General features: G+C 73.5%; 21 protein-coding genes, 1 pseudogene and 1 riboswitch. Of the genes and pseudogenes, 3 read left to right on the forward strand and 19 right to left on the reverse strand.

Annotated features, from left to right (window positions below):
• Positions 1–166: 166 nt before the first annotated feature.
• The 8 genes and pseudogenes from ACFV04_RS13735 to rpmB all read right to left on the reverse strand — a co-directional run bounded on the left by ACFV04_RS13735 (position 167) and on the right by rpmB (position 5483).
• Entirely contained in the window at positions 167–988 is an 822-nt protein-coding gene (locus tag ACFV04_RS13735) for a thioesterase family protein (protein WP_380338466.1), read from the reverse strand.
• A 161-nt stretch (positions 989–1149) separates the two neighbouring features.
• A complete protein-coding gene (nusB, locus tag ACFV04_RS13740) occupies positions 1150–1587 on the reverse strand; it encodes a transcription antitermination factor NusB (protein WP_360261913.1) in 438 nt (145 codons plus the stop codon).
• 4 nt (positions 1588–1591) lie between these two features.
• Positions 1592–2155 carry an elongation factor P gene (gene efp, locus ACFV04_RS13745; protein ID WP_360261914.1) on the reverse strand — a complete coding sequence of 188 codons (564 nt, stop codon included), beginning with the start codon at positions 2153–2155 and terminating at the stop codon, positions 1592–1594.
• A 79-nt stretch (positions 2156–2234) separates the two neighbouring features.
• Complete coding sequence (locus ACFV04_RS13750) at positions 2235–3341, reverse strand: M24 family metallopeptidase (RefSeq protein ID WP_380529018.1); 1107 nt, start codon at positions 3339–3341, stop codon at positions 2235–2237.
• A gap of 149 nt (positions 3342–3490) precedes the next feature.
• Positions 3491–3652 (reverse strand): annotated as a pseudogene (gene rpmF / locus ACFV04_RS13755) (50S ribosomal protein L32); the annotation flags it as partial.
• A gap of 108 nt (positions 3653–3760) precedes the next feature.
• Positions 3761–4945, reverse strand: coding sequence for a CobW family GTP-binding protein (locus tag ACFV04_RS13760; RefSeq protein ID WP_380529020.1), 1185 nt, complete (start codon positions 4943–4945; stop codon positions 3761–3763).
• Positions 4942–5247: a 30S ribosomal protein S14 gene (gene rpsN, locus ACFV04_RS13765; RefSeq protein ID WP_380529022.1), complete on the reverse strand. Its 306-nt coding sequence runs from the start codon at positions 5245–5247 to the stop codon at positions 4942–4944. The genes ACFV04_RS13760 and rpsN overlap by 4 nt, the downstream gene beginning before the upstream one ends.
• Positions 5247–5483 carry a 50S ribosomal protein L28 gene (gene rpmB / locus ACFV04_RS13770; protein WP_380338453.1) on the reverse strand — a complete coding sequence of 79 codons (237 nt, stop codon included), beginning with the start codon at positions 5481–5483 and terminating at the stop codon, positions 5247–5249. The genes rpsN and rpmB overlap by 1 nt, the downstream gene beginning before the upstream one ends.
• A 116-nt stretch (positions 5484–5599) precedes the next feature.
• Between rpmB and rpmG the strand changes: the two genes are divergently transcribed.
• Positions 5600–5764 carry a 50S ribosomal protein L33 gene (rpmG, locus tag ACFV04_RS13775; RefSeq protein ID WP_097238718.1) on the forward strand — a complete coding sequence of 55 codons (165 nt, stop codon included), beginning with the start codon at positions 5600–5602 and terminating at the stop codon, positions 5762–5764.
• 71 nt (positions 5765–5835) lie between these two features.
• On the opposite strand, the gene ACFV04_RS13780 is transcribed toward rpmG, so the two are convergent.
• Positions 5836–6951, reverse strand: coding sequence for a HoxN/HupN/NixA family nickel/cobalt transporter (locus ACFV04_RS13780; RefSeq protein WP_380338447.1), 1116 nt, complete (start codon positions 6949–6951; stop codon positions 5836–5838).
• 31 nt (positions 6952–6982) lie between these two features.
• Positions 6983–7197, reverse strand: a riboswitch (cobalamin riboswitch).
• 82 nt (positions 7198–7279) lie between these two features.
• On the opposite strand from ACFV04_RS13780, the gene ACFV04_RS13785 reads away from it, so the two are divergent.
• Positions 7280–7663, forward strand: coding sequence for an ArsR/SmtB family transcription factor (locus ACFV04_RS13785; RefSeq protein ID WP_380338444.1), 384 nt, complete (start codon positions 7280–7282; stop codon positions 7661–7663).
• Between the two features lie 55 nt (positions 7664–7718).
• Complete coding sequence (locus ACFV04_RS13790; RefSeq protein WP_380529025.1) at positions 7719–9410, forward strand: hypothetical protein; 1692 nt, start codon at positions 7719–7721, stop codon at positions 9408–9410.
• 161 nt (positions 9411–9571) lie between these two features.
• Here the strand turns inward: ACFV04_RS13790 and ACFV04_RS13795 are convergent, their stop codons facing one another.
• The 10 genes from ACFV04_RS13795 to mltG (ACFV04_RS13840) form a co-directional block, all read right to left on the reverse strand.
• A complete protein-coding gene (locus tag ACFV04_RS13795; RefSeq protein ID WP_380529027.1) occupies positions 9572–11563 on the reverse strand; it encodes an AAA family ATPase in 1992 nt (663 codons plus the stop codon).
• An 86-nt stretch (positions 11564–11649) separates the two neighbouring features.
• Entirely contained in the window at positions 11650–12459 is an 810-nt protein-coding gene (locus ACFV04_RS13800) for an Fpg/Nei family DNA glycosylase (protein WP_380338435.1), read from the reverse strand.
• A 168-nt stretch (positions 12460–12627) separates the two neighbouring features.
• On the reverse strand, positions 12628–13635 hold the full coding sequence (locus tag ACFV04_RS13805) for an AAA family ATPase (RefSeq protein ID WP_380529036.1): 1008 nt from the start codon (positions 13633–13635) through the stop codon (positions 12628–12630).
• A 161-nt stretch (positions 13636–13796) separates the two neighbouring features.
• Positions 13797–14225 (reverse strand): type II 3-dehydroquinate dehydratase, encoded by a 429-nt coding sequence (gene aroQ, locus ACFV04_RS13810; protein ID WP_360261932.1) that lies wholly within the window; start codon positions 14223–14225, stop codon positions 13797–13799.
• Between the two features lie 8 nt (positions 14226–14233).
• Complete coding sequence (aroB, locus tag ACFV04_RS13815) at positions 14234–15325, reverse strand: 3-dehydroquinate synthase (protein WP_380529029.1); 1092 nt, start codon at positions 15323–15325, stop codon at positions 14234–14236.
• Positions 15318–15839 (reverse strand): shikimate kinase, encoded by a 522-nt coding sequence (locus ACFV04_RS13820; protein WP_380529031.1) that lies wholly within the window; start codon positions 15837–15839, stop codon positions 15318–15320. Before ACFV04_RS13820 ends, aroB begins: the two co-directional genes overlap by 8 nt.
• The gene (gene aroC / locus ACFV04_RS13825) at positions 15836–17020 is read right to left on the reverse strand and encodes a chorismate synthase (protein WP_360261925.1); all 1185 of its coding nucleotides are present in this window, start codon (positions 17018–17020) and stop codon (positions 15836–15838) included. Before aroC ends, ACFV04_RS13820 begins: the two co-directional genes overlap by 4 nt.
• Positions 17021–17224: 204 nt before the next feature.
• On the reverse strand, positions 17225–18055 hold the full coding sequence (locus ACFV04_RS13830; RefSeq protein ID WP_380529033.1) for a shikimate dehydrogenase: 831 nt from the start codon (positions 18053–18055) through the stop codon (positions 17225–17227).
• 34 nt (positions 18056–18089) lie between these two features.
• Complete coding sequence (gene mltG / locus ACFV04_RS13835) at positions 18090–20081, reverse strand: endolytic transglycosylase MltG (RefSeq protein ID WP_380529034.1); 1992 nt, start codon at positions 20079–20081, stop codon at positions 18090–18092.
• A 188-nt stretch (positions 20082–20269) separates the two neighbouring features.
• The gene (gene mltG / locus ACFV04_RS13840) at positions 20270–21583 is read right to left on the reverse strand and encodes an endolytic transglycosylase MltG (protein ID WP_380338420.1); all 1314 of its coding nucleotides are present in this window, start codon (positions 21581–21583) and stop codon (positions 20270–20272) included.
• Positions 21584–21784: the final 201 nt, after the last annotated feature.

Here is a 21784-nt window from a genome sequence, read left to right on the forward strand (position 1 = left end):
TGGCTTCGGCGGGCGGCCGCCGGCGACGACGGCCGACGGGGGTGACGGTCGGCGGCGGGCTCGCCGCTGACCGCCTTCCTCCCCACCGCCCGCACGCCGCACACGTACGGCGTGTCACAGGAATGTAACCACCGGTAATAGGACCGGTGGCGCGGATCCCCCCGGACTACCGCGGCGCCCGGGCCAGCTGGCGGGACTGCGCGACCAGGCGGCCGGACTCGTCCCAGACCTCGGCGTCCTCCTCGAAGTACCCGCCGGCCAGGTTGCGGGTCGCGTGGGTGACGCGGAGCCAGCCCGGGGCGGGCTTGGCCCGCAGGTGGACGGTCAGCTCGACGGTCGGGGCCCAGCCGGGCATGCCGAGGTCGAAGGTGACCGGCGGCAGCGCGTCGGCGACCAGCAGGAGCAGCAGCGGGTCGGGTTCGCGGCCGTCGGCGAGCCGGAACCAGCCCTGGATCCGCCCGTTGCCGGAGGGCTGCCCGAGCGCCCAGCCGACGGTGGCCGGGTCCAGCCGCAGGTCGAAGCGCTCCAGCAGGGCGGCCTCGGCGATCAGTTCCTTCGGCGCGTGCTCCACGCCGATGCACTGCTCCGGCGGCGGGAGCTGCGGCGGCCGGGCACTGGTGCGCACCTCGCCGTCGGCGGCGGAGAGGTCGCCGTGGCTGGCCACCACGCGCAGCCGTTCGACGCCGTCCTGGCTGAGCGAGGCGGTGCCGGTGGAGAGCCCGCGGCCGGTGCGCAGCACCTCGGTGCGGACGGTGGCCGGGCCGGGGGTGGAGGCGGACAGGTAGTAACCGCTGATCGACACCGGGTCCGGGTGCGACTCGTGCTCCAGCGACAGCGCGTGTCCGGCCACCGCGAGCAGCAGCCCGCCGTTGACCCCGCCGCCGATCTGCCAGCCGGCGCCCAGCTCGGCCTCGTAGCGGCCGGCCTCCTCGGGGTGTCTGGTCAGGGCGATGCCCCGGTCGAACTCGCTGCGGATCGCGGTGGTCATGGGGGAGGACCTGCCTTTTCGCACGGGGCGTCGAACACCAAGTTACTGACGAGTAGGCCACACCCTACGCCGATCGGGCCGACCGCGCGACGGCCGGGGAACGCCGAACGGCCGCCGGACCCGGCATGCGGGTCCGACGGCCGTTCGCGGAGCACGACCGGTTATCGGCGGATGCTCGGCTTCAGCTCCAGGAAACGGGCGAGCATGCCGTTGACGAAGGCCGGGGAGTCGTCCGTGGAGTACTCCTTGGCGATCTCGACGGCCTCGTCCAGGACGACCGCGTCCGGGACGCCGTCCTCCCAGATCAGCTCGTACGCGCCGAGTCGCAGGACGTTGCGGTCCACGATCGGCATCCGGTCGAGGGTCCAGCCCACCGCGTACTGCGAGATCAGGTCGTCGATCCGACGGGCGTGCTGGACGTACCCCTCGATCAGCTCCATGGTGTACTCGCCGACCTGCGGGGTGCCCTCCTCGGGCTTCGGCTCGCGGGCGCGGGCCACCCAGTCGGCGAGGACCCGCTGCGGGTCGACCCCGCGGTGGTCGGCCTCGAAGAGGATCTGGAAGGCCCGGGTGCGGGCCTTGCTACGTGCGGCCGACACGGACTTACTTCACCCGGCCGAGGTAGCTGCCGTCGCGGGTGTCGACCTTGACCTTCTCACCGGTGGTGACGAAGAGCGGCACCTGGATCTCGGCGCCGGTCTCCAGCGTGGCCGGCTTGGTGCCGCCAGTGGAGCGGTCGCCCTGGACGCCCGGCTCGGTCTCGGCGATGGTCAGCTCGACGGAGGTCGGGAGCTCGATGTAGAGCACCGAACCCTCGTTCTGCGCGACGAGGGCCTCGAAGCCCTCCAGCAGGTACTTGGCGGCGTCGCCGACGACGGCCGGCTCGATGGTGAGCTGGTCGTAGGTGTCCATGTCCATGAACACGAAGTTCTCGCCGTCCTTGTACGAGAACTGCATGCCGCGCTTGTCGACGTTGGCGGTCTCGACCTTGGTGCCGGCGTTGAAGGTCTTGTCGACGACCTTGCCCGTCAGGACCTCCTTGAGCTTGGTCCGAACGAAGGCCGGGCCCTTGCCGGGCTTGACGTGCTGGAACTCGACGACGGACCAGAGCTTGCCGCCCTCCAGCTTGAGGACCATGCCGTTCTTGAGATCGTTCGTGGAAGCCACGGGCGCACTTACTCCTGGATATAGCTGTCAAGGAACCAAGGGGTGCGTCCTGCCGCCGACGGCCGACTGGAGGCCGCGGTCACAGGGCGAGGAGCTCCTTGGTGGTGATGGTGAGCAGCTCGGGCCCGCCCTCTTCGAGGGGGCGCACGACGAGCGTGTCCTCGATCCGGACGCCGCCCTTGCCCGGGAGGTGGACCCCTGGGCCGACGGTGACCGGCACGCGGCTGTCCAGTTTACCCATGTCCGACGGACCGAGGCGCGGTGCCTCCCGGATCTCCAGCCCGATGCCGTGACCCACCGGGTGCGGCGAGCCCTCGGTGTGGCCCGCCGCCTCCAGGACCTGCCGGGCGGCCCGGTCGGGTACGCACTGCTCCACGCCTGGTCCGAGCGCCTCCCGACCGGCCCGCTGGGCCCGGAAGACCAGCCGGTGCAGCTCCACCTGCCAGGGCGCGGGAGCGGCGCCGATCACGAAGGTGCGGGCGGTGGACACGCCGTAGCCGCGGTACTGGGCCCCCATCACCACGGTCAGGAAGTCGCCCTCCTCCACCCGGCGGTCGGTCGGCTGGTGGGCGGCCTGGCCGGAGTGGCTGCCGGTGCCGACCGACACCGGGAAGGCGGCCCGGTCGGCCCCGTGGTCGATCATCCGGCGCTCCAGCTCCATGGCCAGGTGCCGCTCGGTGCGGCCGACCAGGATCGACTCCAGCAGCTCGCCGAGCGCCTGGTCGGCGATCTCGGCGGCGATCCGCAGATCGGCGATCTCGTGCTCGTCCTTGACCACCCGCAGCCGCTCGACCACCTGCCCGAGGTCGACCAGCCGGGCCCGCTCGGCCAGGCCCGCCACCGTCCGGTGCCGGCTGACGGTCAGGTCGTGCTCCTCGACCGCGAGGCCCTCGACCCCGAAGCTGCTCGCCGCGGCGGCGGCGGCCAGCGCGGTGTCCGCCCCGGCCGCCACCGGCAGCCGGGTCACGTCGGGGACGATCAGGTGCTCCCCCGTGTCGTCCGGCGGCAGGTCGTCGGGCAGCGCCAGCAGCGCCCGCTCCCTGGTCAGCAGCAGCGTCGCCCCGCAGGGCGCGCAGCCCGTCAGATACCGCACGTTCGCCGCCCGGGTGATCAGCGCCGCATCGGCCCCGGCCGCACTGCAGTGCTCCCTCACCCGCTCCCGCCGCCCCGCGTACGCATCCGCCATGCGTCGAGCCTACGAACCCCCGGCCCGAACCGCCCGCCGAGCACCCCCGACGGAACCCCCGGAGCCCCCGACGCGCCCCCGTACCACCACCGGTTTCCCGCCACCCGGCACGGTCGGGCCGCCACGGGCCGCCGCCGCTGCGCCTCCCCCGGGTCGATCAGCCCCCGGCGGTAGGCCGGGACCAGGTTCTGCGGCACGAGCAGCTCGCGGCCGTCGATCGTGACCGGGACCGGCTTCGGGGGCGTCGCCCTTCACCGGGCGCGACGGTGCCGGGTGTTGCTGCGGGAGGTCCCGCGCTCGGGCACGGCCATCGGAAGCTCCTGGTCCTCGTGGTCGACGTCCTCGATGCCGGCCGCGTCCAGGGGGTCGGGCCGCTCCTTCGGCGGGGCTGTTCGTTTGCGCATGATGTCGGGGCTCCTTCAGTGGAGGGGGGCGAGCAGGTCCCGGAAGGCGTCGGGCAGGGTCTTCCAACCGGCCTCACCGGCGATGAGTTCGACGTCGGTGAGCAGGCAGGCGTCGAGCAGCGCGGTGATCCCGTCGACGTCCAGCCCCTCCGCGGTGAAGCAGAGCTGCTGGACCTGGTCGCCGTGCAGCGGGTGCCAGTCGAGGGCGGCCGCCGCCCGCCGGGCGGGCGGGTAGAACTCCCAGGCCGCGTCGGACAGGGTGGCGAGCCAGGGCCCGCACTCCTCGACGGCGAGGTTGGCCCCGGCCGCGTCCCAGGCCAGCATCAGGTCCGGGCGGTTGGCCAGCCAGAAGCGGCCGCGGCTGCGCTGCGCCGCCGGGACGAGCTGGTGCAGAGCCTCGTGGAACCGCTCCGGGTGCAGCGGCCGGCGGCGTTCCCACACCAGGGTGGTGACGCCCGCCTCGTCGCGTTCCTGCGGCAGCAGGGCGATGGCCGGGTTGACCCGGTCGCGGGCGGCGGCGACGTCGAAGCCGCCGAGTGCGGCCCGGGTGAGGGCGCCGGTGCCGAGCCGGACGACCCGGGCGGTGGGGTGGAGCTGACGCAGCAGTGCGAGCCCCGGAGCGTGCGCCGTGGCTCGCGGAACGGCGAGGGTGCCGGCGTACTCGATCTGGTGGGCCAACGCTTCCGCACGGGTCCGCTCGTCCCGTTCGGCGGTGTGTTCGCCGTGTTCCGCCAGGTCGTCGGGGACGGAGAGTTCGCCGATCAGCCGGTCCGGAGCGACGGCGGTGACGACGCCCGCGAGTTCGACGGCGTCCGCGAGGCGCCGCCCGCCGGATTCTCCGCCGGCGATCACCTCGACGGCCGGGTGCGGGTCGCTGCCGCCCCACAGTTCGACGACGGCGAGCCCGTGGCGGCCTTCGTCGGCGATCCCCAGCAGCCGGGGCAGCAGGTCCTCGCGCAGGGCGCAGCACGGGCAGTCGTTCGTCAACGGCGCGTCGTCCGCGTCGAACACCCCCCGGGCGTCGCGCAGTTCCCGGTGGACGAGGCCGAGCGAGGCGTCCCGCAGGTCGTGCCGCAGCACCACCGCCTCCACCGCGTCCGCGGTCAGCTCGTCGACGGCCGCGCGTCGTTCCTCGGCGTGCAGCCCGGCGACGACGACCACGGGCAGCTTGATCCGCTCCGGGGCGTCCACCGGGCTCACCGGCTCGCCTTCCGGACGCCCGGCAGGTGGCCGGCGTGGGCGTGCGCGCGCAGGTTGACCCGGGAGAGGCCGAAGGCGCGCAGGTAGCCGCGGGGGCGGCCGTCCACGGCGTCGCGGTTGCGGACCCGGGTCGCGCCGGCGTCGCGCGGCCGGCGGGCGAGTTCGGCCCGCGCGGCGGCGCGCTCGGCCGGGTCGGCGCCGGGGTGGGCGATGATCCGCTTGAGCTCGGCCCGGCGTTCGGCGTACCGGTCGACGACGGCGCGCCGCTGCTCGTTCTTGGCGATCTTGCTCTGCTCGGCCATCAGACCCTCTCCCCCCGGGCCCGGATCCGGGCGACGGCGGCTTCGATGCCGATCGTGTCGACGGTGCGGATGCCCTTGGCGCTCAGCGTGAGCCGCACGTACCGGCCCTCACCGGGCAGCCAGTAGCGCTTGCGCTGGACGTTGGGGTCGAAGCGGCGGCGGGTGCGGCGGTGCGAGTGCGAGATCGCGTTGCCGAAGCCGGGCCGGCGGCCGGTGAGCCGGCAGTGGGCGGACATGGGTGCTCCCTGGCGTCCGGGAATGATCGGGACGGCGCAAACGCTACACCAGATGAAAATGACTTCCATTTCGGTGTACGGTCTCGACCGAACACCCCGGACCCAGGAGGACACCCGTGGCCCGCAGCGAACTGCGCCCCGTCATCAAGCTCCGCTCCACCGCCGGCACCGGCTTCACGTACGTGACCCGCAAGAACCGCCGCAACGATCCGGACCGGATGGTCCTGCGCAAGTACGACCCGGTCGCGGGCCGGCACGTCGACTTCCGCGAGGAGCGCTGACCCCGCACGCACGAACGGCGCCTCCCCGAGTGGGGAGGCGCCGTTCGGCACCGCGCGGTGGGCCCCTCAGCTCACTGCTCCTGCGGCGTCCAGCGCTTCTCGACCTTGGCGAGCTTCCAGTACCCGATCGCCACCGCCCAGACCACCACGAACAGCCCCGCGATCGCGTAGCCGACGTTGTCCAGCGAGATCTCCGCGATCCAGCCGCTCACCGGGTCGGTCAGGTCGAACTTCTCGTGCAGCACGCCGACCAGCTCGATGGTGCCGATGATGAAGGCCACCGCGATCGACAGCCCCGTGATGGTCAGGTTGTAGTACACCTTCCGCACCGGGTTGGAGAAGGCCCACTGGTACGCGAAGTTCATGAACGTCCCGTCCAGGGTGTCGAACAGGCTCATCCCGGCCGCGAACAGCAGCGGCAGGCAGACGATCGCGTACCAGGGCAGCCCGGCGGCCGCGCCCGAACCCGCCATCACCATCAGGGTGACCTCGGTGGCGGTGTCGAAGCCCAGGCCCAGCACCATGCCGACCGGGAACATCTGCCCGGGGCGGGTGATCGAACGGGTCGCCCGGTTCAGCACCCGGGCCATGAAGCCGCGGGAGTCGAGGTGCGCCTCCAGCTCCGCCTCGTCGTACTGCCCGGCCCGCATCGCGCGGAACACCTTGACGATGCCGAGCAGCGCCGCCAGGTTGAGCGCGCCGATCAGGTAGAGGAACACCCCGGAGGTGGTCGTCCCGACCACGCCGAGCCACTTGTGGGTGGTCGACTCGTCGTCCATCAGCGTGTTCGCCAGCTGGGCGCCGCCCGCCACCAGGGCGGCCATGATGACCACCATCGAGGAGTGCCCCAGCGCGAACCAGAATCCCACCGAGACCGGCCGCTTGCCGTCCGCCATCAGCTTGCGGGTGGTGTTGTCGATCACCGCGATGTGGTCGGCGTCGAACGCGTGCCGCATCCCGAGGGTGTACGCGGTGATGCCCAGGCCCACCCCGAAGACCTGGGTGCCGACCGCGTACCGCTCGGGCGCCACCAGGAACACGAGCGTCCCGAAGGCCACCACGTGCATGGCCAGGATCACCCCCATCAACCCGGCCGTACGGACGGTGTCCTCGCGTTTCCACCGGAAGGCGGGCAACACGGACGGCGCCGCTTTCGCGTCCGCCGCGGCGGTTTCGGGCAGGGTCATCTCAGGATCACGCTCCAACACCTCGTGGAATCACTTCGTGAAGTGCCGTGGCCGGTCTCCTGGCTTACGGGACATCCGGGTCCGCCTTCCCGAGTGCGCGAGGCACCCAGTGGCTTCGTGGACACGGACCGAATTCCGTCGAGGACGAAGGAACTCACCCGATCACAGTGGCGAGGGCCGCTCCGGACTGGGACCCCTGAGGGTCCGTCACCGGTCTTCCCGAGCACCACGGCGGGCTACACCGTAGGGGTCGCGCCCCGACCCATGCAAGGCTGCGCACCTGCGCAGGTGTCCAGGATCACAGGCCCCCGCCTGCAAGAATGTCCGCATGCATCTCGTACCGGCCGACCGCGCGGGCCACCGCACCATCGACGGGCACCGGGTCTGCGAGGCCATCGCCGCGATCGGCGACACCGCGCACGTCCGGTCCTGGGCCGAGCGCTTCTCCCTGCTCGCCGACCCCGGACGGCTCGCCCTGCTGCTCGCCCTGCACCGGGCCGGCCCGCTCGCCGTCACCGACCTCGCGGTCGCCACCGGCATGCGCGACCCCGCCGTCTCCCAGGCCCTGCGGCTGCTCCGCACGGCCGGCGTCGTCACCGGCGACAAGGACGGCCGCGTGGTGCGCTACCGGCTCGTGGACGAGGACATGCGCCCCCTCCTCGACGAATGCGCCGCCGGCGAGCACCACGAGCCCACCGCCGCCGCGGGCTGACCGACACTCGGGGAACAGCCGTCGGGCCGGGCCACCGGATGAGTACGATCATGGTGTGCCGTCCCACCCCCACGCCTGGCCCGCCGACCGCTGGAACACCCGACCGGTCAGGGCACGCGTGCTGGCGGTCGCCCGCACCCTCACCTCCGCCACCCGCGTCCTCGACGTCCTCACCCTCCTCAACCCGGACGGCATCGACCGGTACTTCACCGTCAACCCCGGCTCCGCCTTCGCCGACCGCGCCCTGGACGACTACCTGCACGGCCTGCCCGGCTTCACCGTGCTCGACTGGCAGGACGCCCTCCGGCACCACTTCGACCTCGCCGTCGCCTGCGCCGTCCACTCCTCCATGCACCACCTGGACGCCCGGCTCGTCGTCCTCCCGCACGGCGCCGGCTACAACCGCCTGGTGACCGAGTCCACCGGCGACACGACCAGCTCCGCAGGCCTCTCGCGCAACGAACTCACCCACGGCGGAGAGGTGTTCGTGGACGTCCTCGGCCTCTCCCACCCCGAACAGCTGGACCGCCTGCGGACCTCCTGCCCCGAAGCGCTGGACGTCGCCCGGGTCGTCGGCGACCCGTGCCTCGACCGGATGCTGCGCAGCCTGCGCTCCCGGGACGCCTACCGGGCCGCGCTCGGCGCCGTCGACGGCCGACGGCTCGTCGTCGTCAACTCCACCTGGAGCGAGCACTCGTTATTCGGCCGCCGCCCCGACCTGCCCCAGCGGCTGGTCCGCCGGCTGCCCGCCGACGAGTACACGGTCGCCGTCGTCCTGCACCCCAACATCTGGAGCCGGCACGACCCCGAGGCGCTGCTCGACACCGCCCGCCGGATGGGCCTGCGGCTGATCCCGCCGCACCAGGGCTGGCAGGCCGCGCTGGTCGCCGCCGACTGCCTGATCGGCGACCACGGCTCGGTATCCGTCTACGGCGCCGCGCTGGAACGACCCACCGTGCTCGTCGCCACCGGCGCCGCCGAACTCGACCCGCGCTCCCCCGGCTACGCCTTCGGCCAGACCGCCCCCGTGCTCGACCCCGACGGCGACCTCGCCGCCCAACTCGCCCGGGCCCTGCGGGAGCAGGACCCGGACACCCTGCGCCCGCTCACCGACCGCTCGCTGAGCCGGCGCGGCCGGTCCGCCGCGCTGCTGCGCCCCCTGCTCTACTCCTTCCTGGAGCACCTGGACGAACCCGGGGACGAACCGCTCCTGCCGCCCTACCCCAAGCCCGTCCCGCACCCCGGCACCACCGACGGACCCACCGCGTACGACGTCGAGGGCGGGAGCGAGGGCACCGAGGTCAGTCTGCGGCGCTACCCCGTCGACCCGGCCGACCACACCCCGCGCGGCTTCCACGCGCTCACCGACGAACACCCGGGCGACGCCCTGCGCTACACCGCGGAGGTGCTGGCCCGCACCGAGGTCCACGCCGAACTCCCCGCTCCCCGCTGGCTCGCCGACTCGGCCGCGGAACTCCCCGGCCTCGCCGTCGCGGTGGCCGCGCTCGGCCCGGCCCGGCACCTGCTCCGGCTGCGCAGCGGTCTGCTGCTGGAGGCCCGCGCCGAACCGGACTGGGGCGGCCCCGACCCGGGCATCGACCCGCTGCTGCTCGGCTCCGCCGTGGCCTGCTGGCTCGCCGACGGCGGCGACCCGGCCGAACTCCCCCGACAGGGACTCACCGTCCGCACCGGCGAGCACCGCACCCGGCTCTCGTTCAGCACCGCGCCCCAGGGCCCGCCTCCCTAGGGTCCGTCCGCACGCTCCCGTCCGCTCACTCCCGTCGTCACGCTCCCGTCGTCACGCTCCCGTCGTCCGCCCGGAGGGCGGGCCGGGCGGCGTTGGGGTGCGTGCATCGCAAGCCGAAGGCCGGGGAGCGTCGCCCCGCAGTCGCGGTGTGAGGACGGACCCTAGAGCTGACCCGCCAGTTCCCGCAGCCGGGCCCGGCTGCGCCCGGCCAACTCGGCATCGCCCAGCTCCTCCGCCAGGGCCACCAACAGGGTGTGCGCCTGCGCCTCCTTCACGTACTGGCTCCGCTCCCCGGCCCGCCGGGCGCAGTCACCGGCGTGCACGACGGCGAGGTCCGGTCGCCCCAGCGCGCGGTGGGCCCGGGCGCGGACCAGCGGCAGTTTCATCAGCATGTCGTGGTCGTCGGTGTCCGCGGCCCGCGCGCCGGCGCGGTCCAGGACGTCCAGCGCCTCCGGGGCGCGGCCGTCGGCGATCAGCGCCTGTGCCAGGTTGTAGCTCTGGACGATCTCACCGTGGTCGTCGCCCCGGTTCTCCGCCAGGGCCAGCGTGAACCGCTCCACCGCGTCGCCGGGGCGGCCGTCGGCCAGGCACAGCAGGCCGTCCGTCTCGTGCAGTACGCCCACCACGCGGCGGTCCGCCACCAGCGGCAGCTGCTCCGCGGCCAGCGCCAACTGCTCGGCGGCAAGCCGGTACTCCTTGCGCTCGAAGTGGGCGCGGGCGAGCTGGTTGCGCATCCGGACCACGGCGGCCGGCTGGTTGTCCCACTGGGCCGACTCGACGCCGAGCCGGTGGGTGGCGATCCAGTCCTCGTAGAGCTTGCGGCCGTGGTACAGCGGCCAGAGCGACTCACAGAGCCGCCACACCTCGCCGTGCCACCGCTGCCGGGCGGCCTCCTCCACCACGGCGCGCAGGTTGGCCCGTTCGGCGTGCAGCCACTCCAGGGCGGCCGCACCGGAGGCGAACCCGGGCAGCTCCTCGCCGCTCTCCTCCTGCAGTCGCAGCCTGGCCCCCATCGCCCGGTCGGCCAGTGCGGCCCGGCCCCGGTAGTAGGCCACCACCCGGACGAGGAGTTCCGTCCGGCCGGGCAGCTCCCGGGTACGGCCGTAGGCGTGCAGCCGCACCACGTCGTGGGCGCGGAAGCGCGTTTCGACGTCGTCGTCCATCACCTCGTCGAGCAGGTGGACGGCGCGCAGTTCCTGCAGCGCCGCCCCGGCCCGCTCGACGCCCGCCGCACCCGCCGACTCGGCCGACACGAAGGGGCCGGGGTGCACGCCGATCAGCCGGTAGAGCGCCCGGCCGTGCGGCGACAACCGCTCGTGGACCAGGTCGTAGGTCGGGCCGAGGTCGTTCTCCTCGTCGTCCAGCATGGCCAACCTGCCCTCCCGGTCGTGCAGTTCGGCCACCACCCGGCCGACCGGCAGGTGGTCGCGGTCCAGCAGCTGGCTGCCGACGGCGTTCAGCGCCAGCGGCAGCCCGCCGCACAGCTCGACCAGCGCCGCCAACTCCCCGTCGGTGCCCCGCCCGGAACCCAGCCAGGCCCGGACCAGATCGGCACCGGCCGTCGCGCTCAGCGGACCGAGCTGTCGCACCTCGGCGCCGTCGGTGCGCAGCGCGGGCAGCCGCCGCCGGCTCGCGACCACCACCAGTCCGGTCGACGGGAGCAGGGCGCGCACCTCGGCGGCGTGCTCGACGTTGTCCAGGAAGAACAGGCACCGGCGCTCGGCGGTGACCGTGCGGAACATCGTGAATCGCTCCGCCTCCACCGCCGGGGGCTCCGTCCCGAGGGCGCGCAGGAAGCCGGCCAGCAGCGAGGGGAGGTCCACCCCGCCCTGGTGCCGGTAGGCCAGGAGGTCCGCGTAGAGGTCCCCGCCCGGGAAGCGCGCCCGGTGCTCCTCGGCGAACTTGGCGATCAGTTCGGTCTTCCCGACCCCGCCGAGCCCGGTGAACACCACGATCCCCAGCCCGCCGGCCTCGACCCGGCCCGACGCCGCGGTCAGCGCGGCGAGTTCCGGCTCCCGGTTGACGAAGGGCCCGTGCGGGGGCCGGACCTGACGAGGCCTCGGCGGCGGTTCGGCCTGGTGGAGGTGCACCGAGCCGATGGTGTCGGCCTGCACCACGTGGCCACCCACCGTTCCTGACACGGTGTTGGTCACCCGCCGATGCTCCATCTGCCCGCTCCCTCCGGCCGGTCGGCCCCAGCCTACGGGCTGGGCTCCGGCCCGGAGGGCGGATCGGGGTCTCAGGCTGCCTGGCAGGTCGGGCACCAGAAGAGGTTGCGCGCGGCGTGCTCCTCGGTCCGCACGTCCGTGCCGCAGACGTGGCAGGGCATCGCCGCCCGCCGGTAGACGTACACCTCGCCGCCGTGGTCGTCCACGCGGGGCGGGCGCCCCATCGCCTCCGGGGTGTGTTCGGGACGGACGGTGTCGATCCGGCCGACCGCGACGCCCTCGTGCATCAGGGCGACCAGGTCGAACCAGACGGCGTCCCATTCCTTCCGGGTGAGGTCGCGCCCGGCCCGGTGCGGGTCGATGCCGTGGCGGAACAGCACCTCGGCCCGGTAGACGTTGCCCACCCCGGCGAGCACCTTCTGGTCCATCAGCAGCGCGGCGACCGTCGTGCGGCTGGCCGCGATCCGGCGCCAGGCGGCCTCCGGGTCGGCGTCGGCGCGCAGCGGGTCGGGGCCGAGGCGGGCCGCGACCGCGGCCTTCCGGTCGTCGGCCACGAGGGCGCAGGTGTTGGGACCGCGCAGGTCGGCGTAGCCGTCCTCGCCCTCCAGTCGCAGCCGCACCAGGCCGACCGGCGCGGGCGCCGGGCCGGCGCCGAAGGTGAAGCCTCCGTAGAGCCCGAGGTGGACGTGCACCCAGGCGCCTTCCTCGAAGCCGAGGAAGAGGTGCTTGCCGATCGCCTCGGCACCGGTGAGCAGCTGCCCGTCGATCACCTTGGCCTCGTCGGCGAACCGGCCCTGCGGGCTGGAGACCCGGACGGGGCGTCCGCCGAAGGCCTTCCGGTTCTCGGCGGCGAGGCGGTGGATGATGTGGCCTTCCGGCACGGGCGTCAGCTCCCCGGGTTCGACAGGACGGGCCGCTGGGCGGGCCCGAGGACGCCTCCATCATCGCAGTCGGCACCGACACGCCCGCGGCCGCCCGAGTCGGCAGGCGACGGGGAGGCGGGGCGGGGGGTGACGGGGGGGGCGGCCGGGCGGGGGCTGTCGGCCGGGTCAGCGGACCGGCATGCCCGTCAGCCGGGCCAGGATCACACGGTCCAGCTCGGCGGCCGTCCCGGCGACGTCCAGGTACGAGTTGTCGATGATCGGCAGCCCGGAGTTGTACCAGCCGGCCATCCGCCCGTGGATGCGCGCGACTTCCTCGTCGCCGAGACGCCGGTTCCCGCTGCGCCGGGCGTTGCGGCCCAGCACCGAGTCCAGGCTGGGCAGCAGGACGACCGGGATCATGCCGGGGCCGATGTGCCGCTTCCAGCCGCCGAGGCCGATCGCCGGACGGTCCGGGAAAACGGCGTCGTCGATGATGCAGGAGATGCCGTTGGCCAGGTAGTTGCGGCAGGCGAAGCCACAGGTGCGGCGGGCCAGCCGGTACTGCGCCTCGGAGGCGTTGTTCCAGCCGGACTGCGGGTTGGCGAAGCCGGACTGCACCCATTCCCGTACGTCGTCCAGGCTGATGTGCGCGGTCGGGGTGGGCCGGCGCTCGGCCCAGTACCGGGCGACGGTGGTCTTGCCGGCGCCGGCGGGACCGATCAGCAGGACGGCGATCGGCCCGGTGGGCGCGTGCTGCCGCGGCGGGTGGGCGGGCAGCTGGACGGGCGTCCCGGACGGCAGGACGAAGTGCCCGGTCCCTCCGGCGGGTACCGGTGCGCTGGGCACCGGAGCGGCAAGCGGCACGGGCGCCGGGACCGGGACCGTCGCCTGGGCCTGGGCCTGGGCCGCGACGGGAGTCGGGGCCGGACCGGCGGTGGGCCCGGGCGCGAGCACCTGCGCGGGCCCGACCGCAGCGGGCGCGACGGGAGCGGGCCCGACCACAGCGGGCGCCGCAGAAGCAACAGGAGCAGGAGCAACGGGAGCCGCAGGAGCAACGGGAGCCGGAGCCACGGGCGCCGCAGGAGCAACGGGAGCCACAGGAGCCGGTGAACCGGTCGGCACGGGCCGGACCTGCGGCGGCGGCGGAACCGGCACCCCCGACGGGGCCGCTCCCGCACCGCCCCCCGGAGGCACCGGCGGAGCGGCGGGACGCGGCGGGACCTGCCCGCCTCCGGCGTACTGCGTCACGGCACCTCCCGACACGTTCTCAGCGGGGACACTACACGGCGGCCCGGCAGCGGGCACAGTCCGCAGCCGGGCCGTGGGTCCGGGCCCGTCGGGGACGGGCCCGGTCCTCAGCGCGAGGTGAGCCCCTCGGCGAGCGCCCGCAGCGCCAGCTCGTACGAGCCGAGCCCGAAGCCGGCGACGGTGCCGGAGGCCACCGCCGCGATCACCGAGGTGTGCCGGAAGGTCTCCCGGGCGTACGGGTTGGAGATGTGCACCTCGATCAGCGGCGCGGTGCGCTGCGCGGCGGCGTCGCGCATCGCGTACGAGTAGTGCGTGAACGCGCCCGGGTTGATCACCACGGGCACCTGTCCGTCGGCCGCCTCGTGCAGCCACTCCACCATCTGCTGCTCGGAGTTGGTCTCGTGCACCTCGACCTCGAAGCCGAACTCCTTGCCGAGGGCGGTGCAGCGTTCGACCAGGCCGGCGTAGGAGGTGGCGCCGTAGACGTCCGGCTCGCGGCTGCCGAGCCGGCCCAGGTTGGGGCCGTTGAGCACCATGACCCGGGTCACGCCGAGACCTCCGCGTAGGCGGCGACCAGCAGGGACGGGTCGGGGCCCTCCAGCACGGAGGTCTTGCCGAGGCCGTCGAGGACGATGAAGCGGATCAGGTCGCCGCGCGACTTCTTGTCGATCTTCATCGCGTCGAGCAGCTTCGGCCAGGCGTCCGCCCGGTAGCTCAGCGGCAGGCCGACCGAGGCCAGCACGCTGCGGTGCCGGTCGGCCGTCTCGTCGTCCAACCGCCCGGCCAGGCGGCCGAGTTCGGCGGCGAAGACCATGCCGATGGAGATCGCGGCACCGTGCCGCCACTTGTACCGCTCGTTGCGCTCGATGGCGTGGCCGAGGGTGTGACCGTAGTTGAGGATCTCGCGCTGACCGGATTCCTTGAGGTCTCCGGAGACCACATCGGCCTTGACCTGGATGGCGCGCCGGATCAGCTCGACGGTGTGCGGGCCGGCCGGGGTCTTGGCGCCCTCGGGGTCGGCCTCGATCAGGTCGAGGATGGCCGGGTCGGCGATGAAGCCGCACTTGATGACCTCGGCGAGGCCGGAGACGTAGTCGTGCTTGGGCACGGTCTCCAGGGTGCCCAGGTCGGCCAGCACGCCCACCGGCGGGTGGAAGGCGCCGACCATGTTCTTGCCCTCGGCGATGTTGATGCCGGTCTTGCCGCCGACGGCCGCGTCGACCATGCCGAGCAGCGTGGTGGGCATGGAGATCCACCGGACGCCGCGCAGCCAGGTGGCGGCGACGAAGCCGGCCAGGTCGGTGGTGGCGCCGCCGCCGAGGCCGACGATGACGTCGCTGCGGGTGAACCCGGTCTGCCCGAGGACCGACCAGCAGTACGCGGCGACCTCGACGCTCTTGGCGTCCTCGGCGTTGGGCACCTGCAGCGCGATCGCGTCGTAGCCCTCGCCGGCCAGGTCCTCGCGGATGGCGTCGGCGGTGGCGGACAGCGCCTCCGGGTGGATGATCGCGACCCGCTTGGCGCGGTTGCCGATGAGCGGCGCCAGCTCGCCGAGCAGCTGGTGCCCGATCAGCACGTCGTACGGGTCGTGACCGGCGCTGCCGTCGACGTGGATCCTGACGATGGGGTCAGTCATGGGGGGTCTTCAGCTCCAGTGCTTCCAGTACGGCGTCCGCGACCTGCTCGGGGGTGCGGCCTTCGGTGTCGACCACGGCGGTGGCGACCTCGAGGTAGAGGGGGCGGCGGGCCTCCATCAGCTCGCGCCAGCGGGCCCGCGGGTTGACCGCCAGCAGCGGGCGCGGGGCGTCCAGGCCGACCCGCTTGACCGCGTCGGCGAGAGGGACCTCCAGGAAGACCACCGGCAGCTCGCGCAGCAGCTCACGGGTGGCCTCGGCCATCACCGCGCCGCCGCCGAGCGCCAGCACCCCGTCGTGTCCGGTGGCGGCGGCGCGCACGGCCGCCACCTCCAGGGCGCGGAAGTGCGACTCGCCCTCGTCGATGAAGATCTCCGGGATGGGCTTGCCGGCCGTGGTCTCGATGTCGGCGTCGGTGTCCCGGAAGTCGGCGCCCAGGCGCTCGGCCAGGGCCCGCCCGACGGTGGACTTGCCACTGCCGGGCGGGCCGACCAGCACCACGACGGGTCGGGTCATCGGATGATCAGGTGGTCGAGGTAGCCCTGCACGTTGCGGCGGGTCTCGGTGACGTTGTCGCCGCCGAACTTCTCGTCGACCGCGTCGGCCAGCACCAGCGCGACCATCGCCTCGGCGACGATGCCCGCGGCGGGCACCGCGCAGACGTCCGAGCGCTGGTGGTGCGCCTTGGCCGGCTCGCCGGTGCGCACGTCCAGGGTCTGCAGCGCCCGCGGCACGGTGGCGATCGGCTTCATCGCGGCGCGCACCCGCAGGACCTCGCCGGTGGACAGGCCGCCCTCGGTACCGCCGGACCGGCCGGAGGTGCGCTTGACGCCCTCGGCGGTCGGGACGATCTCGTCGTGCGCCTGCGAGCCGGGGACCCGGGCCAGGTCGAAGCCGTCGCCGACCTCGACGCCCTTGATCGCCTGGATGCCCATCAGCGCGGCGGCCAGCCGCGCGTCCAGACGGCGGTCCCAGTGCACGTGCGAGCCGAGGCCGACCGGCACGCCGTAGGCCAGCACCTCGACCACGCCGCCGAGGGTGTCACCGTCCTTGTGGGCCTGGTCGATCTCGGCGACCATCGCCTTCGAGGCGTCCGCGTCCAGGCAGCGCACCGGGTCGGCGTCCAGCCGGGCCTCGTCCGAGGGCAGCGGCAGCACACCGGCCGGCGCCTTGGCGGCGGCCAGCTCGACCACGTGGCTGACGATCTCGATCCCGGCCACCTCACGGAGGTACGCGCGGGCGACGGCGCCCAGCGCGACCCGGGCGGCCGTCTCGCGGGCGCTGGCGCGCTCCAGGATCGGCCGGGCCTCCTCGATCGAGTACTTCTGCATGCCGGCCAGGTCGGCGTGGCCGGGCCGGGGGCGGGTGAGCGCCTCGTTGCGGGCCAGGCCCGCCAGCACCTCGGGGTCGACCGGGTCGGCCGACATGACCTGCTCCCACTTCGGCCACTCGGTGTTGCCGACCATGATCGCGACCGGGCTGCCCATGGTCAGACCGTGCCGGACACCGCCGAGGAAGGTCACCTCGTCCTGCTCGAACTTCATCCGCGCCCCGCGGCCGTAACCGAGCCGACGGCGCGCCAGCGCGTCGGCCACCACGGCGGTGGTGACCGGTACGCCGGCGGGCAGGCCTTCCAGCGTCGCGACGAGTGCGGGGCCGTGCGACTCCCCCGCCGTCAGCCAGCGCAACGTACCCAACGGAGCTCCTTCATCAGCGGGCCGGCCCACGGCACCGCCGCGGCCCGCCCGAGCGTGCCTTCTGCCTGAATCCTTTCATGCCCCAGCGGCACCCGGGGGCGCAGTCCGCGTGACGGACGGCAACCGGTCAGCATGCGGCCGGGAGGCCGCGCAGGGGCGGCGGGAAGGCAGCGGGCGTCACCCGGCACCGGGCGGGCACCGGGCTCAGCTCCCGGCGAGCGCCTTCTCCCCCGCCTCGCGCATCGCCGCCAGCGGCCCCGGGGTCCGCCCGGTGAAGGCCTCGCTCTGCAGCACCGCCTGGTGCACCAGCAGGTCCAGCCCGCCCAGCACGGTCGCCCCGCGCTCGGCGCAGGCGGCGGCCAGCGCCGTCGGCCACGGGTGGTACAGCACGTCGAACAACGTCCCGGGCGCAGCGGGCAGCGAACCGGCGAAGGCGTCCGTGGCACCGGCCGGCGTGGTGGAGACGGTCAGGGGCTGTGCCAGCGCCTCGGCCCCGCGCTCCCAGTCGGCAGTGCGGACGACCACGCCCAGACGCTCGCCCAGCTCGGCCATCTCCCGGGCCCGCTCGGCGCTGCGCACGTAGACCGTCACCTCGCCGGTGCAGATCCGGGCGAGCGCCGCCAGCGCCGAGGAGGCGGTGGCCCCGGCACCCAGGACGGCGGCGCCGGGCACCTCGGTGATCCCGCGCTCGCGCAGCGCGTTGACCAGTCCGGGAACGTCGGTGTTGTCCCCGGTGCGCCGCCCGTCGGCGGTGAACACCACGGTGTTCACCGCGTCCACCGCGCGGGCCGTCGCGCTGACCTCGTCGAGCAGCGGGATGACCGCCCGCTTCAGCGGCATGGTCAGCGACAGGCCCGCCCACTGCGCCTCGTCCAGTCCGGCGACGAAGCCGGGCAGCACGGCCTCGTCGACCTCGAAGCGGTCGTAGCGCCAGCCGTCCAGCCCGAGCGCCGCGAAGGCGGCCCGGTGCAGGTCCGGCGAGAGCGAGTGGGCGATCGGCGAGCCGAGGACGGCCGCCCGGTGCTTGCTGGTCAACACTGCCTCTCCATGAACTGCTGTCCCGCCGCTGCTACTTGGTGGTGCAGTGGCCACGGGCCTCGTCGAAGCCCTGCCCGGCCGCCTGGCAGTACTCCTTGACGTTGGCGTAGTGCTCCTTGCTCGTCTCGGCGAACCGGGTGTGCTGCGGGTCCATCGCGATGAAGTACAGCCACTTGCCGTCCGCCGGGTGGAGCACCGCGTTGAGCGCGTCGTCGCCGGGGTTGGAGATCGGCGTCGGCGGCAGGCCCGGGTTGACGTAGGTGTTGTACGGGTTGCTCGCGTTGTCCATGTCGCCCTTGTTGAGCTCCTTGCGGCCCAACGAGTACTGCAGCGTGGTGTCCATGCCGAGCTTGTGGTTGATCTCGCCGCCGGCGGCCAGCCGGTTCTGGATGGTCTTGGCCATCTTGGCGAAGTCGTCGACGTTGTTGCCCTCGCGCTGGAGGATGCTCGCCTCGATGATCACCTCGTACCCGGTCTTCAGGCCCACCGAGGCCGCCTGGGAGTCCAGGTTGGCGTACTTGTCGGTGGCGGTCTTCACCATCTGCTTGAGCAGGTCCTCGGGCTTCATGCCGTCGGCGATGTTGTAGCGCGTCGGCCAGAGGAAGCCCTCGATCTTGCCCTGGGCGTACGCGGGCAGGCCGAGGTCGTTGATCTGGGCCTGCGCGGCGGCGGCCGTGGCACCCTTCTGGAGCTTCAGCTTGGTGTCGATCAGGGTGTAGATCTCGGTGGAGTTCTTGCCCTCGGGGATCACGATCGCCGCGCCGCCCGCCTGGGCGAGCAGTTCCTTGAGCACGTCGGCGGCCGGCATCTCCTTCTTCAGGCCGTAGAAGCCCGGCTGGACGGTGACGCACTTGGGCTCGGCCTTGCAGGCCGTGGTGAACGCGTCGACGCTCTTGACCACGCCGGCGTTCTTCAGCGCCAGGCCGATCTGCCCGGCGAGCGCGTCCTTCTTGACCTCGAACTGGACGGAACCCGTGCCCGCGCCGGTGAAGTCCGGCGGCGGCCCGAAGTGGTCCTGGTAGAAGCCGTAGCCCCACCAGCCGGCGCCGCCGACGGCGCCGAGCAGCACCACCGCGACCAGCAGGCAGGCGCCGCCGTTGCGGCGGCCCGACTTCTTGCCCTTCTCCTTGCGCTTCTTCTTCGCCTCGCGGGACTCGTCCTGCTTGCCGAGGAAGCCGCCCTCCTCGGACTCGGCGTGCTCGTCGAGGTAGCCGCCGTCCTCGCGGTGGCCGTCCTCGCGGCCGTCCCACTCGTCGGTCCCGCCCTGGCCATCGTCACCGGCCGGGGCCCCGGACTCCAGCGCGGCGGCCTCGGCCTCCCAGTCGATGCCGTCCGGCCCGGGGCCCGAAGCGGGCTCGGGCTCGGGCGCGGGCGCAGCCCGCCTCCGGCCCCGCTGCTGCGGTGCCTGCTGCTGCGGCATGCCCTGTTGCTGCACTCCGGGCTGCTGCTGCATGCCGTTCTGTGCCGGCATCCCGTTCTGGCCCTGCATGCCCGGCTGCTGCATGCCGTTCTGTGCCGGCATCCCGTTCTGGCCCTGCGTGCCCGGCTGCTGCTGGACACCGGGCTGCTGCATGCCGTTCTGCGGGCCGCCCTGGAACCCCTGCTGCTGGTAGCCCTGCTGCTGGAACGCCTGCTGCGGCATCTGCTGCTGCGGGTAACCCTGCTGCTGCATCGGCTGCTGGATCTGCTGCTGGGGGTACCCCTGCTGCTGGCCCTGCTGCGGGTAGCCCTGCTGACCGCCCTGGAACCCCTGCTGCTGGTAGCCCTGCTGCTGGAACGCCTGCTGCGGCATCTGCTGCTGCTGCGGATAGCCCTGCTGCTGCATCGGCTGCTGCATCTGCTGCTGGGGGTACCCCTGCTGTGCGTCCCCGTAGGGCTGCTGGCCGTGCTGACCCTGCTGCGGGTACTGCTGCTGCCACTGGCCGTCCTGCTGGCCGGGGACCGGCTGCCGGCCGTCGTACCCGGGATCACCGGGGTGCCACGGCTCGCCCTGGGGGGCGTAGCCCCCACCCAGATCGGTCATTGATCCCCTTAACCGACGGTGACGGCCGACGGATCGGACCGGCCGTCCGGGACGGCATCGTCCCGGCTGAATCTCGAACCGGCGTGCTAGCGCAGCGCCTGGAGGGAGACGTTACCGTACCGCAGCCTTACCCCTGCCCGGGCGAACGCACCGTCACCGGGGGACCTCACGGAGGGCACACAAGATCGCTACGGAGTCGCCGCACCCGGGCCCGCGGGAGCGCCCGGCCCCGGCGGAGCCGCGGACGCCGAGCCGGTGGCCGCCCCGGACGCCCCGCCGGGAGCCGTCCCCGGCGCCCCCGAGGCGGCGGCCGAGCCGGACGCCGGGGCGCTCGGCTTCGCCGCCGCCCGGTAGGCGTTGAACTCCGCCACGTTGCGCTGCTGCACGTCGAAGCTGTCGGTGAAGCGGGTGTCCCCGGGCTTCACGGTGACGAAGTACAGCCAGTCCCCGGGCGTCGGGTCCAGCGCCGCCATGATCGCCTGCCGTCCCGGGTTGGAGATCGGCGTCGGTGGCAGCCCGGGGTGCAGGTAGGTGTTGTACGGGGAGTTCAGCTTGGTCTCGGTCACCGTGGTGTTCAGGGTCGACCGGCCGAGCGCGTAGTTGATCGTGGAGTCGAGCTGCAGCGGCATGCCCTTGGCGAGCCGGTTGTAGATGACCCGGGCCACCTTGCCCATGTCCTCGGTGTTGTCGGCCTCGCCCTGGACCATGCTGGCCACGGTGACCAGCCCGTACACGGTCTGGCCGAGGTTCTGCGCGACGACGTTGGCGTCGTCGCGGGTGTACTCCCTGCCCGCCCGTTCCACCATCTGCTTCAGCAGGTCGAGCGCGGTGGTCCCGTCGGTGACGGCGTACGTCGCCGGGAACAGGTAGCCCTCGGGGCTGCCGTTGGCGAAGTCCGGCAGGCCCAGTTCGACGGCCTGTTCCTGCGCGGTGCGCCGGGTGGTGCCGTCGGGCAGGTTGAGCTTCTTGTCGATGGCGGTGAAGATCTGGTAGCCGCGCCAGCCCTCGGGGATGGTCAGGCCGTTGGCGTTGGCCGGGTCGACCAGGATCGCCAGCGCCGCCACGGCCGACATCTTCTGCTTCAGCGTGTACGTCCCGGGCTGGATCCGTCCGGCGGCCGCCGCGCTGCCCTTCGCGGCCCGGGTGAAGGCGAGCGAGCTGGCCACCACCCCGTTGCGGACCAGCGCGGACGCGATCTGGGACAGGCCCGCACCCTCCGGCACCGAGACCTGGACGCTGCCGGTGCCCTGTCCGGCGAAGTCGGCGGCGGCCGGGGGCCTGCGCTGCGCCTGGAACCAGGTGTACCCGGTGAGCCCGACCCCGCCGAACACCGCGACCAGTGCCAGGGCGGTGAGCCCGCAGGCCAGTCCGTTGCGCCGTCGGTGCGGATCCGGCGCATCGGAGTGCGGCCGGGGCGCGGTCGGGGGGCGGCCCTCCGGCTCCAGCACCGGCGCACCCAGGTGTCCCGGCGTGAGCCCGGGCTGGAAGTCCTGGTCGGTCATGGCGCGCGCCCCTTCGGCGGTCCCAGATCGTTCCGGATCGATCACACGTCGATCGGGAACGGAATCGGAAACGAACGAAGAGGGGTGCGGGGGGGGGGGGGACGCCCCAGGCCGCCAAAGGGGGGATAGATAACGCGGCGCACCGCCCCCGCGCCACGCGCGCACCGCGCGGGGGGGGCCGCCGACGCTGGGGACGAACGG

Source organism: Kitasatospora sp. NPDC059599, from assembly GCF_042735125.1.
GTDB lineage: Bacteria > Actinomycetota > Actinomycetes > Streptomycetales > Streptomycetaceae > Kitasatospora.